At 40.7% G+C, this 14,245-nt stretch carries 13 protein-coding genes; 2 read left to right on the forward strand and 11 right to left on the reverse strand.

All coding sequences use genetic code 11. The annotated features are described in order from the left end of the window. Positions 1-116: 116 nt before the first annotated feature. The 6 genes from hisA to BUF11_RS17175 form a co-directional block, all read right to left on the reverse strand. Positions 117-899, reverse strand: coding sequence for a phosphoribosylformimino-5-aminoimidazole carboxamide ribotide isomerase (hisA, locus tag BUF11_RS17150; protein ID WP_073590088.1), 783 nt, complete (start codon positions 897-899; stop codon positions 117-119). A 430-nt stretch (positions 900-1,329) separates the two neighbouring features. Continuing rightward, positions 1,330-2,106 (reverse strand): ABC transporter permease, encoded by a 777-nt coding sequence (locus tag BUF11_RS17155; RefSeq protein WP_242952398.1) that lies wholly within the window; start codon positions 2,104-2,106, stop codon positions 1,330-1,332. Between the two features lie 176 nt (positions 2,107-2,282). Beyond that, positions 2,283-3,200 carry an ABC transporter ATP-binding protein gene (locus BUF11_RS17160; RefSeq protein ID WP_073590089.1) on the reverse strand — a complete coding sequence of 306 codons (918 nt, stop codon included), beginning with the start codon at positions 3,198-3,200 and terminating at the stop codon, positions 2,283-2,285. Continuing rightward, a complete protein-coding gene (locus tag BUF11_RS17165) occupies positions 3,200-3,409 on the reverse strand; it encodes a PLD nuclease N-terminal domain-containing protein (RefSeq protein ID WP_073590090.1) in 210 nt (69 codons plus the stop codon). Before BUF11_RS17165 ends, BUF11_RS17160 begins: the two co-directional genes overlap by 1 nt. 90 nt (positions 3,410-3,499) lie before the next feature. Continuing rightward, positions 3,500-4,624, reverse strand: a complete 1,125-nt coding sequence (locus BUF11_RS17170) for a helix-turn-helix domain-containing protein (RefSeq protein ID WP_073590091.1) — start codon at positions 4,622-4,624, stop codon at positions 3,500-3,502. A 217-nt stretch (positions 4,625-4,841) separates the two neighbouring features. After that, positions 4,842-5,393, reverse strand: a complete 552-nt coding sequence (locus tag BUF11_RS17175) for an HXXEE domain-containing protein (protein WP_073590092.1) — start codon at positions 5,391-5,393, stop codon at positions 4,842-4,844. Between the two features lie 134 nt (positions 5,394-5,527). Between BUF11_RS17175 and BUF11_RS17180 the strand changes: the two genes are divergently transcribed. Then, complete coding sequence (locus tag BUF11_RS17180) at positions 5,528-6,091, forward strand: TetR/AcrR family transcriptional regulator (RefSeq protein ID WP_073590093.1); 564 nt, start codon at positions 5,528-5,530, stop codon at positions 6,089-6,091. Here BUF11_RS17180 and xylB read toward each other — a convergent pair. After that, entirely contained in the window at positions 6,088-7,569 is a 1,482-nt protein-coding gene (xylB, locus tag BUF11_RS17185; protein ID WP_073590214.1) for a xylulokinase, read from the reverse strand. The two genes, BUF11_RS17180 and xylB, sit on opposite strands and share 4 nt — an antisense overlap. Positions 7,570-7,642: 73 nt before the next feature. Then, positions 7,643-8,962 (reverse strand): xylose isomerase, encoded by a 1,320-nt coding sequence (gene xylA / locus BUF11_RS17190; protein WP_073590094.1) that lies wholly within the window; start codon positions 8,960-8,962, stop codon positions 7,643-7,645. Between the two features lie 238 nt (positions 8,963-9,200). Between xylA and BUF11_RS17195 the strand changes: the two genes are divergently transcribed. Beyond that, positions 9,201-10,436, forward strand: coding sequence for an ROK family transcriptional regulator (locus BUF11_RS17195; RefSeq protein WP_073590095.1), 1,236 nt, complete (start codon positions 9,201-9,203; stop codon positions 10,434-10,436). A gap of 188 nt (positions 10,437-10,624) precedes the next feature. Here BUF11_RS17195 and BUF11_RS17200 read toward each other — a convergent pair whose 3' ends face one another. The 3 genes from BUF11_RS17200 to BUF11_RS17210 all read right to left on the reverse strand — a co-directional run bounded on the left by BUF11_RS17200 (position 10,625) and on the right by BUF11_RS17210 (position 14,178). Beyond that, complete coding sequence (locus tag BUF11_RS17200; protein ID WP_073590096.1) at positions 10,625-11,524, reverse strand: diacylglycerol/lipid kinase family protein; 900 nt, start codon at positions 11,522-11,524, stop codon at positions 10,625-10,627. Continuing rightward, the gene (locus BUF11_RS17205; protein ID WP_073590097.1) at positions 11,521-11,739 is read right to left on the reverse strand and encodes a small, acid-soluble spore protein, alpha/beta type; all 219 of its coding nucleotides are present in this window, start codon (positions 11,737-11,739) and stop codon (positions 11,521-11,523) included. Before BUF11_RS17205 ends, BUF11_RS17200 begins: the two co-directional genes overlap by 4 nt. Positions 11,740-11,862: 123 nt before the next feature. Then, complete coding sequence (locus BUF11_RS17210) at positions 11,863-14,178, reverse strand: methyl-accepting chemotaxis protein (RefSeq protein ID WP_073590098.1); 2,316 nt, start codon at positions 14,176-14,178, stop codon at positions 11,863-11,865. Positions 14,179-14,245: the final 67 nt, after the last annotated feature.

A 14,245-nucleotide genomic window follows, 5' to 3' on the forward strand; every position in this document is an offset into this window, starting at 1 on the left:
AAATCAGGGTGTGAAATGTTTTTCATTTCACACTAACACTCATGCATTTCGCAAGTTTACTTGCGAAACTGCCCAAATCAAAAGTGAATTATGCTTTTCAATAATTCACACTAGCCTTAGGCGTATTTACGGAACCACTCCACCACTTCCTTATAGTTTAAAGGTCCTCCAAATAGGCTCAATGAGCTTCCTATGGTTACATTGATATTTCCTTTTCCGCTCTCCCTTATGGCCAAAAGATCTTCAAAGCTGTTTACCCCTCCGGCATAGGTTACAGAAGACTCCTGCCATTTACTTAGTAAATATATCAATTCTTTATCAATTCCTGCTGATTTCCCTTCTACATCTACCCCATGAATCAGGAATTCATCACAGTATTCCGCCAGGTCTTTTAAAAGCGTTAAAGAAAGTTTTTCATTAGTAAACTTTTGCCAGCGGTCGGTTACAATAAAGTAATCTTCCCCCTTTTTACGGCAGCTTACATCTAAAACTAATCTTTCTTTCCCTGCTTCTGAAGATATCCGACTTAAGTTATCATATTGAATAAAACCATTCTGAAAGACATAGGAGGTTACTATGACATGGGAAGCTCCCGCGTCCAGAAATAAAGAAGCGTTTTTATCCGTTATTCCGCCGCCTATTTGCAAACCGCCAGGATATGCCCCTAATGCTTTCAGGGCCTGCTGCCTGTCAAGTTCATATTCTTTGGTTCCGGGAGGGTTTAGCATAATGATATGTCCGCCCTTAAGGTTATCCATTTTATAAAGAGCAGCATAGTACTCTCCGTCTTTTTCGGATACAAAGTTTTCTTTTGCCTCGCTCTTTTCATCCGTAAGGCTTCCGCCTACAATTTGCTTGACTTTCCCATTGTGTATATCAATACATGGCCTGAATTTCATTTGTTCCTCCTAGCTCCCATGGCATAAACCATCTGCTTGCAGATGATTTACTGCCTCATATCAGTGTGAAAAATGTTTTTTATTTTTCACACTAATGCCCATGCATACCGCATCTACACGGTACTGCCCAAATAAGAAATATAACCGTTTATTATACGTAAAGCATTATAACCTAGATGGGCCAAACAATCAACTGTCCAAATATCTTGAATCCCATGCATTTCACAGGTTTACTTGCGAAACTGTCCAAATAGAAAGTGAAAAATGCTTTCTATTTTTCACACTAACACCCATGCATTTCGCAAGTTTACTTGCGAAACTGCCCAAATAGAAAGTGAAAAATGCTTTCTATTTTTCACACTAAATACCTCCCCGCGGGAACAGCCTTTACTATCTGGCGGTTTGCCGCGAGGAGGTCATTGGGTTGTTTCTAAATCTGTTTCTTCTTAAACAATAAAACGGCCGTTATAATACACACCGCTATCAAAGTGGTTGTCATTGCTACTGTCAGATATAAGTCACCTGCTTTATTCGTTCCATTTAAAAGTGCGGTATTCTTTGAAACAAGCGTAACCGGATTGAATTTCTCTGCTTTTGGAAAGATATTAACCATCAGCAGGATAATCAGTGTTACTGCCGATAGGATTAATCCTCCAAAGGAGCCCGCTGCCGCCACGCTGGATAAAAGAATGAGCGCAATTATAAAGCATCCGAACAGCCAAAGGCAAAACATGGAGAACATAAGGTTAGGTACACTTGCATTCTTAAATAAGTATACCGTATAGCCATAATTCGTTGCCGCTGACAGAAGGAAACCCGCTGACCATAAAATAACGGCAGCTGTGTATTTCGAAAGCAATACCGCAGTTCTTGACATTCCCTTTGCCAGGATATTAACTAATGTCCCTTTGATCAGCTCATTGGATAATATACTGCCGAATACTAATAGTACTACCACAACACCCATTTGGGTCATGTTTTTAAAATACTGGGAATAAGCATCCATTACCGTAGGTTCAGGCAAGTTTAGCTGAATCCCTCCCATATCCATGGATGAGAGAATATCCGGTGTTAATTTGGCAAGCAGCGGACTCATCAGTCCAAAAAGAAAAAACACCGCCAGGAATATCAGCCACTTGTAGGTTCGTAGCTGTTCTAAAAATTCCTTCTTTGTAAATGCAAGAAAACCTCTCATAAAAATAACCATACCCTTTCCTATACCTGTAGACTTTGGGCCACATGCATTTCGCAGGCACAAACTTGTATGTGAATTATGCCTTTCAATAATTCACACTAACTGCCATGCCTTCTTCTGTACACCTCAAGTTTGGACCGAGGATTTCGCAGGCACAAACTTGTATGTGAATTATGCCTTTCAATAATTCACACTACTACCTGCAAAAATACATTTTCCAAAGAGGGTTCCATAATTTCATACCGGATTACTGGAACAGCTTCCTTTAGTAAAAAGGCTAGAATATCTGCCCCTGAATCCTCTGCATTATGGACCTGTATTTCAATAATCCGGTTATCGGTACGGACATTTGTCACGGCCGTAAGCTTTCTTAGACCATCTGCTGCCTTTTCTGGCTGAAAGCTTTTTCCAACCTCAACCCGAACCGTATCCTTCCGGTACTTATGCTTGATATCGCTTACATCTCCCTCTAAAACCAGCTTTCCCTGATTTAGCACCCCAATCCTGTCACAAATCCTCTCCACATCGGATAAAATATGCGTGGAAAACAATATGGTAGTTTTATTCTTTGCCAGGGACAGGATATCCAATATTTCTTTTCTTCCCATCGGGTCCAGGGCAGAGGTCGGTTCATCGCATATTAAAAGCTTGGGTTCATTTAGAAGTGCCTGTGCTATCCCAAGCCTTTGTTTCATTCCCCTGGAAAATCCATGAATCCTCCTGTTTACACCGTCTAATCCTACGAGTTCTAATAATTCTTTGGTTCTTGACTGTATTATCTCTTTTTTTAATCCCGTTATTTCTCCGCAGAGCTTTAAATATTCCTTTGGGTTCATATATCCGTAAAATTCGGGTACATCCGGCAGATAGCCGATATTACGGTTGGCTTTTGTATTGCCATAGCTTACTTTTTCCCCGCATACATGAATTACTCCCGAATCCTGCTGCAAAAATCCCAGAATCATTTTCATAGTAGTTGTTTTTCCGGCACCATTTTTCCCGATAAATCCAAAAACCGAATGATCCGGGACCTGAAAACTTAAATCGCCAATTACCTTCACTGCTCCAAAACTTTTGGATACCTTGTCTAATTCCAGAATCGCCATTAATCTTCACCCCTGCCAATTGTAAAGTACAGTACCGGCCCTATCGTATTTAAGGCCACCGCCAGAATAACCCAAAGAACCCTGTTTCCGATGCGATAGTTCTTATGGCGGAAGATATGAACCAAAGCCGCAATCATTAGTCCCAGCTGTATTAAAAAAAGCGGTATCAGAAATGGCAAATATTCCTTTAATTGACTTAAACTATGCATAAATTACCCCTTTTCCGCTGCCCTTAGGCATCTTGCTCATAGACATCTTGCTTGCAGGCAGTCTGCCTACTAGGCAGCACATAATCTGTTTTATTCATCCTTTTGGCTTAACAGTTCCTGCAAACTCCGTTTTATCTTCTGGAACCGTGCTTCCTTCTCCAATGGCCGGAATGCAGGGTTATCGGAAACAATATTCTTAATATCCCTCCATATTACTTCCGGACTGCGCGGAGCCAGAGTTTCTACATCAATTGTTTTCAGATACTCATCCAGGGAATCAAATATCCTGCTTCCATGCAATGTAAAATCTTTTCTGGCATTCCGTTTTGCCAAATCCACATATCTGTCCAGAACATCCAGAGCTTTTTCATTTCTTTCCTGTATTACATACACAGAGGCTGCTACCAGATAGATGGTATACAGGCCTCCGGAAAATAACTGTTCGATCTCAAAAATATCAATTAGTTTAATATATATATCGTAATATTGGTCCATCCGGTCCGGCTGGTCTGCGTATAATTGAAAGAAATCCGCAGCAGTGCCTAATAAAGCATTGAGGCTGGTACAAGTGTAACCTTGCAAATATTCAATTGCCTTCTTTTTATCTCCTTTAAGCTGATAGGCCTTTATTAATAAAGCTTCCGACTGTATCACAGGTTCACTTAATCTCTCAAGAACCTCAATCGCCTCTGCCGGCTTCTGCTGGCATATATAGCAATATGCCTTTATCTGCATCGCCTGTTTGGCAAGACTTACATCATCACTGGAGTGTTCCACCGACTCAAAAACTTCCACTGCTCTTTGCAGTACCTTCTCGTTTCTGTCAGGGCTCCCCGCAAGGGCACAGTGATTCAGATACAATAACCCGATTTGATATTGCAGGTACCAGCAGGAAAAATATTTTTTAAGATAACCTTCGCATTCCCCGTAAACCTTATCAAAGGGCTCTTTTGCAAATTCAGCAGCCAAACGGTGGTAGAGCTTTCTGACATCTTCCTTTGTCATCTTTGGCTCGTACCCAATCAATTCATCAACGGATATGTCAAAGTAGGCAGCCAGAACAGGAAGCAATAAGATATCCGGATAGCTCTGACCTGATTCCCATTTGGAAACCGCAGGTTTTGAGACTCCCAGATAGTTCGCCAGCCCTTCCTGGGTAATTCCTTTTTCTTTTCGTTTGTCCGATATTATTTTTCCGATGTTGATGGTATCCATAACGGCTCCTTTCTATGACAATTAGCTTGCCTTCTGTCTATTATTTTATAACTTGCATCATTTATATACAATGGATTTATAGTTAACTTACGTTAATAATATTAACTACTGGTTAACAAGCAAGAATTCCGCCCGGTTTACGATATGATTAACAAAAAAAGTCCCATGGATATGGGACTTTTTCGTTAATAAATATGTGCAATAGCCTTTTTTGTATTTAATCTTTGAATTTTGTCTCCGAATACGTATACAGCCATTCGGACCAGATGCCCATCAATTTATGCAGCAGCGGAATAATAACAGCCATCAGGATAATTCCAAGCAGGCAAGCTAAGAAAACAGTACCGGCATTATACTGTAAAATCTTCCCTGCTTCATATAGAAACCAAATACCAGGAAGCAAAAATATAATTGAAGTGATAACTCCCGGTACATAGTGCTTAAACTGTATACATATCAGCATGTGTATCAATACCATATGTATCAGCACACCTAAGAAAGCACCGTACCATATAAAATAGCCTTGAAAGATTACAGAAAGAAAGCTGATAACAGAGAAAAGCACGAATTCCACTTCTACTCCGATAGAAAAGGTTGGGGTATGACAGTGTTTTATATAGTTCAATCCAAAAGGCTGGTTCTTTGGCCAAACCGTGTCAATTCTCTTTTTATAACGTTTGCCCCATACTTCTGCCATAATAATTTCTTCAAAATCATGAAGCATAAAAATAATTGGCAGCATCCAAACAATGAAATCCATAGTCCTCATATATTCTTCCTCCTTTAATTGTCACACTTGTGTCGATTGATAATATCTATTATAATATGCTATGAAACATAGTCAATTACCCTGGTTTAATAGCTACAGATTAACAATAGTGTGACGATGAGGGAGTAACATATATGCCGGATAAAAATAAGGGAAATCCAAAGTCAAACCAATCAAAGCTATGGATGGAAAACACTCTGCTGAAATTAATGCAGACAGAAGATTACAACGAAATTACGATACAGGAGATTACGGATTACGCCGGGCTTTCCAGGCGTACATTTTATAGGAATTACTCTTCCAAGGAAGAAATTTTAGAAGGCTGTTTTTACAAAATATGGGCAGAGTACCGGTCCCTTCTCTCACAGCAGGAGGATTTATCCCTGCCTAATATTGCCAGAATATTCTTCACGCAGATGCAAAAGCATAAAGATTTCCTAACCGTTGTTAACCGCCACCACCTGCTTCCGCTCTTTCTTACAAAGGTTGACGAGCTGCTGCCCTTGGCCTTTTATGAAGCCAAAGGAAAGGATACGTCCTTTTCAGAGGAAAGCCTTCGGTATGCCCTGGCCTTTAGTGCCGGAGGATTTATGCGTATTCTCATTCTGTGGCTGAATAACAACGCGCAAAAATCCCCGGAGGAGATGGCCGCAATTCTGAAGGATTTTATTTCCCTTTGCAATTACCCGGCTCCCTAATCCTGTTCTTCTGCCATTCTTTTATATACAGGCTTTAAAGCAGGATATATCTCTTTAAACACCGCATATTTCTTCTCATAACGCCTGACAATTTCTTCTTCCGGCTCGGTAGTCTCTGTCACCTTAATAAGCCTTGCAGCTGCTTCCTCTACAGAAATGAATTCCTTACAGCCTACGGCTGCCAATATGGCAGCTCCAAAAGCCGGGCCTTCCCCGGAATTTATCTTATCAACCTTTACATTCAGCACATTTGCAATTATTCTGCACCAGAGGGGACTCTTGGCTCCTCCTCCGTTAATACGGATGCGTTTTACGGAAAGGCCTGTTTCTTTAACGATTTCAAAGGAATCCCTTAAGGCAAAGGCTACCCCCTCCAGTACTGCCTGTGTCATATCTTCTCTTGTAGTATCCATAGTCATGCCGACAAAGGTACCTCTGGCATCGGGATCATTATGAGGCGTTCTCTCCCCCATAAGATAAGGCAGAAAGTACACATTGTTTTTTCCAAGGTCAGGGATGGCCTCCTGCTCTTTCACATATTCCCTGGTCTTTAGTACTTCATCCATCCACCACTTATTAGAAGCCGCCGCTGAAAGCATAACCCCCATGAAATGGTATCTTCCGTCAGCATGGGCAAATACATGAAGTGCATTATCCTTAATCTGGGAGTAGTCCTTGCTGGCAACAAATACTACCCCTGAAGTTCCAAGGGATACATTGCACATGCCTGAACCTACGGTTCCAGTCCCTACCGCTGCCACTGCCTGGTCACCGCCGCCGGCTATCACCTTACAGTCTAATGGGAATCCCAGCTCTTTAGCAATGTCAGCTCTTAAGGTACCAGTCACTTCATAGCTTTCATATACCTTTGCCATCTGCTCTTCCTTTAAGCCTGCTATCTCAAGCATTTCCCCTGACCAGCATTTCTCCTTCACGTTAAAGAGCAGCATACCGGAGGCATCGGATACATCCGTAGAATGAACACCCGATAAACGGTAAGCAATATAATCCTTGGGAAGCATAACTTTACTTATCTTCTTAAAATTATCCGGTTCATGCCTCTTCACCCATAAAAGCTTTGGTGCGGTAAAGCCTGCTAAAGCCATATTCCCGGTATAGGCAGATATCTTTTCCCTGCCTATTGTTTCATTCAGATAGTTACATTCTTCCCATGTACGTCCGTCATTCCACAAAATAGCCGGACGAATCACCTTATCTTCTTTATCAAGGATTACCATACCATGCATCTGTCCGCTAAAGCTGATACCATTAACCTCTTTCTTATCCCTCTCCTGCACCAGCTCTTTTAGCCCCTCCATGAGGCTGTAAAACCAGTCCAGAGGATTTTGTTCGGACCAGCCGGGCTTTGGGAAGCTGATAGGATATTCCTTTGTTACAATGTTTTTGATTTTTCCTGCTTCATCCATCAGCAGCAGCTTGACAGAGGAAGTGCCTAAATCAATTCCGATATACAGCATACCGACTCCTTTTCCTTTTCCCGGAGCCAGGATTTTTTCTCCTGTCTCCATCTGCTTTCATTCTGCTTACTTCTTACTTTGTCTCCAAAATATACTGGTTTAAAATAGCCTCCAGCATTTCCTGCCTTCCGGAAGTATTGAGAGTGACTCCATTAGCCAATGCATAGGCTTCCAAAGTTTTAAAGTCTGCCCTGCCTTCAGAAATGTCTCTTCCGATCCCTTCCTTGTAGCTGGCATAGCGTTTATCCTTAAAGTCTTCAAATACTCTATCCTCCAACAGCTTTGCCGCTACCTTAAGCCCTTTGGCAAATGCATCCATACCTGCAATATATGCAAGGAATAAATCCTCTTCTTCAAAAGAAGCTCTTCTTACCTTGGAGTCAAAATTGAGCCCGCCCTTGGTAAGGCCCCCTGCTAAAAGAATTTCATACATTGCCAGGGTAGTATCGTAAATATTAGTAGGAAACTGGTCCGTATCCCAGCCAAGCATAGGGTCTCCCATATTGGCATCAACACTTCCAAGTACGCCGTTAATACGGCACATATTAAGCTCATGCTGGAAAGTATGCATAGCAAGGGTAGCGTGATTTGCTTCGATGTTCAGTTTAAATTTATCCAAAAGGTCATATTTCCTTAAGAATGCCATTACTGTTGCAGCGTCCGTATCATACTGGTGCTTGGTGGGTTCTTTGGGCTTGGGTTCGATTAAGAACTGCCCGGTAAATCCAATTTCTTCTGCATAGTTACAGGCCATCTTAAGAAGCTTTGCCATATTATCAAGCTCTAACTCCGTGTTAGTATTAAGCAGCGTTTCATACCCTTCTCTTCCGCCCCAGAATACATAATTTTCTCCGCCTAACTCCTTTGTAATCTCAATCGCCTTTTTTATCTGTGCTGCCGCATAGGCAAATACTGTGGCATTGCAGGAAGTGCCGGCCCCATGTACGAATCTGGGATTGCCAAAAGCATTGGTAGTACCCCAAAGACATTTTATACCCGTACGCTTCATCTCTTCTTTGATGACTGCAACGATTTCATCCAGCCTTGCATTGGTTTCAGCCAGATCTTTTCCTTCCGGTGCAATATCCCTGTCATGGAAACAAAAATATGGAATCTGAGCTTTTTCCATGAATTCAAAAGCAGCATGAACTCTTTCTTTTGCAATCTCCATGGAACACTCGTGATTATCCCAGGTTCTGAACATCGTGGCAGAACCAAAAGGGTCATTTCCCATATAGGTAAAGGTATGCCAGTAGGACATAGCAAAGCGGAGCTGTTCTCTCATAGTCTTTCCCATTACCATCTCTGCCGGATTATAATACTTAAAGGCCAGGGGGTTTTTACTTGCAGCTCCCTCATATTCAATTTTTTGTATCTTTTCAAAATAAGCCATACTCATTTCCTCCACTTTGTTTATTAAATGAACTATATATGATATAATTATAATAACAGCTTTTATCCCATTTGTCAATTTTTGCTTCATTATCGCCAAAACTTAACAAGATATGCCTAAAATAAACCTTTCTAACCCTTTTAAAGTGTTAGAAAGTATGATAGGATAATCCATACATGGTGCTAGATTGAAAATTTGGTACCAGTAAAAATGTGGGATACTTCAGAGGAAGAGAAAAATGATTACAGGAAGCAAAGAGCTTATACGTGATATTAACAGTACCCTGGTGCTTGAAACTATTATCAACCAGGGCCCCATCTCCAGGGCAAACATCTCTAAAGTACTTGGCTTAACAAAAGCAACTATTTCGGCAATTGTTGCAGATCTTATAAACCGCAATTTAGTGGAAGAGATAGGATGTGACAATACAGAGTTCGGAAGAAAGCCTATTTTATTGAGCTTTCAGAGAAAGGCCGGCTATATGGTAAGTATTGATTTAGGCGTCGATACCATGTCGGTTATGCTGACTGACTTGCAGGGTGAAAACTGCCGCTTAAAGCAAATGAAAACCCCGCAGACCAAGAATGGTATTTTAGAAACTCTGATACATGTGATTGATTCCGTAAAACCGGACAATGATACCACCCCTTATGGACTGGTAGGTATAGCTCTGGGTATTCACGGTGTTGTTCATGATAATAAAGTATCTTTTGCTCCGTATTATAACTTGCAGAATTATGATCTTGCAGGCAAATTAAATGATTACTTCCATACTCCTGTATATCTTGAAAACGAAGCGAACCTTTCCGTACTTGGTGAGAAGACCTTCATGCACAACTATCCGAATATTGCCAATATCAGTGTCCATTCCGGCATTGGTCTTGGAATTCTGATTAACAATGAATTGTATACCGGATATAATGGCAGGGCCGGTGAATTTGGACATACCATTATCGAAATCGACGGAAGGGAATGCCCCTGCGGTAACCACGGCTGCCTGGAACAATATGTCTCTGAAAGAGCTTTATTAAAGGACTTTGCTGATAAAAAAGGCTTGGACAGCATTACTTTTGATGCCTTTCTGACTTTTTATAAAGAGGGCGATGCCGATGCAATAGCAATGATAAATCTTTTCGTGAAATTAATAAGCATTTGCACCAACAATATATTAAATGCTTATAATCCTGAAATTGTTATTATAAACAGTTCTTTTACAAGCTTTATCCCCGGCCTGTCCAAACGTATCGAAGCATGTTTATGCAGCAGAATGAACAGTTTTATAAGTATAGAATCTTCCTCCCTACGGGATTCCTCCATACTTCTTGGCGGGATATGCGTAATAATCAAAAATTTCTTAGGTATTAAAGACCTTAATTTAAGCAATAAGAAAGAGTCTGGTTTGCCAGACTCCGGCGCTGATGCGCTGTCACGCAGTGACAACTTCCTTGGCGCATCATGTGCATCCCGCCCGTAGGGCTTTATATCTTATAGGACGTAATTTCCTATAAGATATAAAAGAGTCTGGCCTGCCAGACTCTGATGATAAGATTGTGTTCCAAAAATCAGTTTAGGCAATTATGAAGGACCGGATAGTGAAATCAATAACTATCTAATTTCACTATCCGGTCCTTCTCTCAAGGTTGGATACTTTGAGACACCTGTTTAATCTGCTCCGCGGACGATAGATATCGCCTTATGCAGATTTTCTATTTCAATCGTATTGTATTCTCCTCCATATTCCCCGTCAATGGACCAGGGAACCTTTTCCTCACAGATAAGTGTTATATTTTTTATGGGAAAATAATAGATGTGATCGCTGTTTAAGTTTCCTTTCAGAAGGTCATTAATGACAGCCTGAAATTCTATTACATTTTGCGGCATTTTCACAAAGATGCCTTCAAATAACCCGTCATCCAGCAAAACATCCTTTCCGGCAATTCCTCGAAAACCTCCTACGGAAACAGAATTCGTTACCATACCATAAATAAAATTATCTTTAATAATTCTCTCACCATAATGTATCTCTATCTGGTATGCTTTCCAGTTGGGAAGCCTCTTTATCCCCTCCAATATATAAGCCATTCTTCCAAGAGTGTTCTTCTGGGCTTGGGAAGTCTCATAAGACGCATCCGTAAACAGCCCAAAAGCAGCCGTATATGTAAAATACTTCCCATTAATAACTCCAATATCACAGGGAAATACTTCACCATGCAGCACAACCTCCGCTGCCTTTGGAAGACTCTTCGGAAGCTTCAAATTATAAGCAAAATCATTGGTCGTCCCGGAAGGAAGGTATCCAATAACCGGTTTTTTATCAGATTCCATGATGCCGCTGATTACTTCATTCAAGGTACCGTCTCCGCCGGAACATACCACCAAATCATAGCTTTCCCTTTTCAGGCAGTCAATTACAATATTTTTTGCATCTTTTTTCCCCTTGGTGGCATATATAACCACCTCGTAGTTTCCTCTTCCAAAGCACTCAACTATACTGGAGAGCCAGGTTTTGATTTTGCTTTTTCCTGCCAGAGGATTATAAATAAATAATATTCTATTTTTCATGGCTCCTTATTTTGTCCCTCCATTACTTTTTGTTTCTTTCTTTTTGTCATGATTCCGCCTATCCGGCCGCTTTCTTTAGCTGAAAGTGATTTCCATCCACTTTCCATGACTTTATCTAAGAGTCCTAATTCCGTTGCTATTTCATATTTTAACTTTTCATCCGGACTCATTTCTTCTATGGGCCTTATTTCCTTCTTTTCCGTTTTCTTACTCATATAATTATACACCCTTTCTTGATTTTAACAAGGGACTGTTTCAATGAATCTTTCTTCATGAAAACAGTCCCTTGTTTATTCATTTATTAAAGTGTAACCTCTTATATAAGTTTCATACCAAAATTACTCAATTTTAAACAGCTTAATTGCTTTCTCCAGATTCTTCGCATCCTCTGCAAGCTCTGTCGCTGAACGGCTTAAGTTTTCTACTGCGCCAATCTGCATATTCGCCGTTGCACTTACCTCCTCAGATGCTGCTGCTGTTTCCTGGGATACGGCAGAGATACTTTGAATCGCATCCAGCGTATCTTCTTTTGCAGATTCAATACCCTTAACTCCTACAGCGATGTTGTCTAAGTTGCTTACAAGCCCTCCTACATAGGCATTAATCTTTTCAAAGGTAGTAACTGTTCTATTTAATGCATCTGTCTGGGAACCAACGATTTCACCAGCCATCTTAGCCGATTCTACAGTACCCTGTGTCTTGTTCTGTATATCCTTAACAATATCCTGAATCTGCCTTACTGCCTCTACCGACTGGTCCGCAAGCTTTCTTATTTCATCTGCTACAACTGCAAATCCCCGTCCTGCTTCTCCGGCACGTGCTGCTTCAATGGAAGCATTTAAGGAAAGCAGATTTGTCTGTGCTGCAATTTCGTTTATGATGCCTACAAAGCTGCTGATACTTCTGGACTTAACCTCCAGCTCTTCAATGCTCTTTATAACTGTCTGCGTTACTTCGGAAGTAGCCTTCGCCTTTTTGCCAAGCTCATCAATTGTTACAATACCTTCTCCAACAACATCTCTTGTATCCATTGCTTTCTTTTCGATCTCATGAGTGTTCGTGTATACCTGATTGATCTGATCCGATAACTTCGACATCTGTCCCAGGCATTTCTCCGTATCGTCTGCCTGCTGTACCACACCGCCTTCAATCTCATCAATCGTAAGTGAAATTCCCTTGGTAGAAGTAAGTATCTGGTCAGAGGTCTGGGATAATTCACCCGAAGACTGGGTCACTTTAGTACCGACCTGGTATACCTCACCAATCAACCGTTTCATACTGGAAGTCATGTCATCAAGGCTCTTTGCCAGAACACCGAACTCATCCTTTTTCCTGGTATCGAAAGTAACCGTTAAATCTCCTTTCGCTGCCTTAGAAATAGATATCATAAGTTTTCTGATGGCCTTTCCAATTCCCACAGCAATAACATAGCCTATTATGATTGCCAATACACTGGATACTAAAACAAATATTATGTTAAGTACTTTCAATGCCTTTACCTGCTTTAAGATTTCAGCCTTAGGAATCAGGGCACAGACCATACTTCCCGTTTCACCAACCGTATTATAAACATAAAGGTAACTGCTTCCCTTGTAGGTTACATAGCTTGAACCGTCCGTTTCCTTTGCATTTAAGGATTTCTTATAAAAATCCGTGCTGCCGAAAACATCTTCTCCCGATTCCGTTGTGTTCGTTTCTTTTCCGTCCGGTGCCACTACAGCGGCAATACTGCCCTCTACACTGGTTATACTGTCAAGAGAGCTTTTTATTTCCTTTTTATCTATATCAATAATAATAAATCCGTTTGACGTATTCATCCTTGTAACAATGGCCATGGAATACTTTGTTCCGTCCCTGCCAAGAATTTCATCCAGGGCAGAATGGCTGCCAATCCATTTACTTGCCAATTTTTTTGAAGCAAGACCTTTCCCTTCCTCTGTAGCCAGAAACTGTTCATACAAGTCAGCCGGTGCAAAGCCATTTGTAACGATTGGTTTTCCGGCATTCGCAAAGAGATAAACATCACTTACGAAATCATTTGTCTGATCGACTACCATAGCTTCCTGCTGAAGATTCTTCAAATTATTAAAATCTTCAATGGTATCTTCCTTGTTTATTCTGACAAAATAATTAGCCACAGAATTGCCGATCATTAATTCAACAGCCTTATCCTGTACGGTGTTAAGTCCAAGATTAAGATAATCGCTTACGGCTTCAACTGTTTGATTCATGTTAGTTTCATAACTGCTTGTTATTGCTTTGGAGGCTTGACTGTAAGAAACAAATCCATATACAGCCATGAATATGACCGGTACTAAAACAGTAAGTATAATTTTAGTCCTGGTTTCTTTTAACTTGTTCAATATTCCTTTATTCATTGCAACAGATTCCAACGCCAGTTTATTTTCCAGCTTTCTCTCCTGCCTTAATGCTTTTCTTTCCTGTTTGGTCATGGCAGGCTTTTTACCGGTCTTCTTAAACTTCTTAACCTTATCTTCTGCTTTCTGATTTGTATGTACTTCGCCTTTCCCATTCTCACCGATAATCTCTTCATCCTGTTTTAGTTCCTTGGACTTATTCTTTCCTTCCAATTTCAAAAACTTTTTGAAATCTCTTTTTTCTCTTTTATCCGTGGGTATCTTGTTACTTTTCATCATGTCCTCCTGATAGCATTATTCGATATAAATGCAAGTACTGAAGCCAGTAAAATATGGGTGTTAT

It is taken from the genome of Anaerocolumna xylanovorans DSM 12503 (assembly GCF_900143645.1).
Taxonomy (GTDB): Bacteria; Bacillota; Clostridia; order Lachnospirales; family Lachnospiraceae; genus Anaerocolumna; species Anaerocolumna xylanovorans.

Excerpts from the sequence above, each read along its gene's own strand:
- hisA (WP_073590088.1), bottom strand. The coding sequence starts at position 899 with ATGAAATTCAGGCCATGTATTGATATACACAATGGGAAAGTCAAGCAA.
- BUF11_RS17155 (WP_242952398.1), bottom strand. The coding sequence starts at position 2,106 with ATGGTTATTTTTATGAGAGGTTTTCTTGCATTTACAAAGAAGGAATTT.
- BUF11_RS17160 (WP_073590089.1), bottom strand. The coding sequence starts at position 3,200 with ATGGCGATTCTGGAATTAGACAAGGTATCCAAAAGTTTTGGAGCAGTG.
- BUF11_RS17165 (WP_073590090.1), bottom strand. The coding sequence starts at position 3,409 with ATGCATAGTTTAAGTCAATTAAAGGAATATTTGCCATTTCTGATACCG.
- BUF11_RS17170 (WP_073590091.1), bottom strand. The coding sequence starts at position 4,624 with ATGGATACCATCAACATCGGAAAAATAATATCGGACAAACGAAAAGAA.
- BUF11_RS17175 (WP_073590092.1), bottom strand. The coding sequence starts at position 5,393 with ATGAGGACTATGGATTTCATTGTTTGGATGCTGCCAATTATTTTTATG.
- BUF11_RS17180 (WP_073590093.1), top strand. The coding sequence starts at position 5,528 with ATGCCGGATAAAAATAAGGGAAATCCAAAGTCAAACCAATCAAAGCTA.
- xylB (WP_073590214.1), bottom strand. The coding sequence starts at position 7,569 with ATGCTGTATATCGGAATTGATTTAGGCACTTCCTCTGTCAAGCTGCTG.
- xylA (WP_073590094.1), bottom strand. The coding sequence starts at position 8,962 with ATGGCTTATTTTGAAAAGATACAAAAAATTGAATATGAGGGAGCTGCA.
- BUF11_RS17195 (WP_073590095.1), top strand. The coding sequence starts at position 9,201 with ATGATTACAGGAAGCAAAGAGCTTATACGTGATATTAACAGTACCCTG.
- BUF11_RS17200 (WP_073590096.1), bottom strand. The coding sequence starts at position 11,524 with ATGAAAAATAGAATATTATTTATTTATAATCCTCTGGCAGGAAAAAGC.
- BUF11_RS17205 (WP_073590097.1), bottom strand. The coding sequence starts at position 11,739 with ATGAGTAAGAAAACGGAAAAGAAGGAAATAAGGCCCATAGAAGAAATG.
- BUF11_RS17210 (WP_073590098.1), bottom strand. The coding sequence starts at position 14,178 with ATGAAAAGTAACAAGATACCCACGGATAAAAGAGAAAAAAGAGATTTC.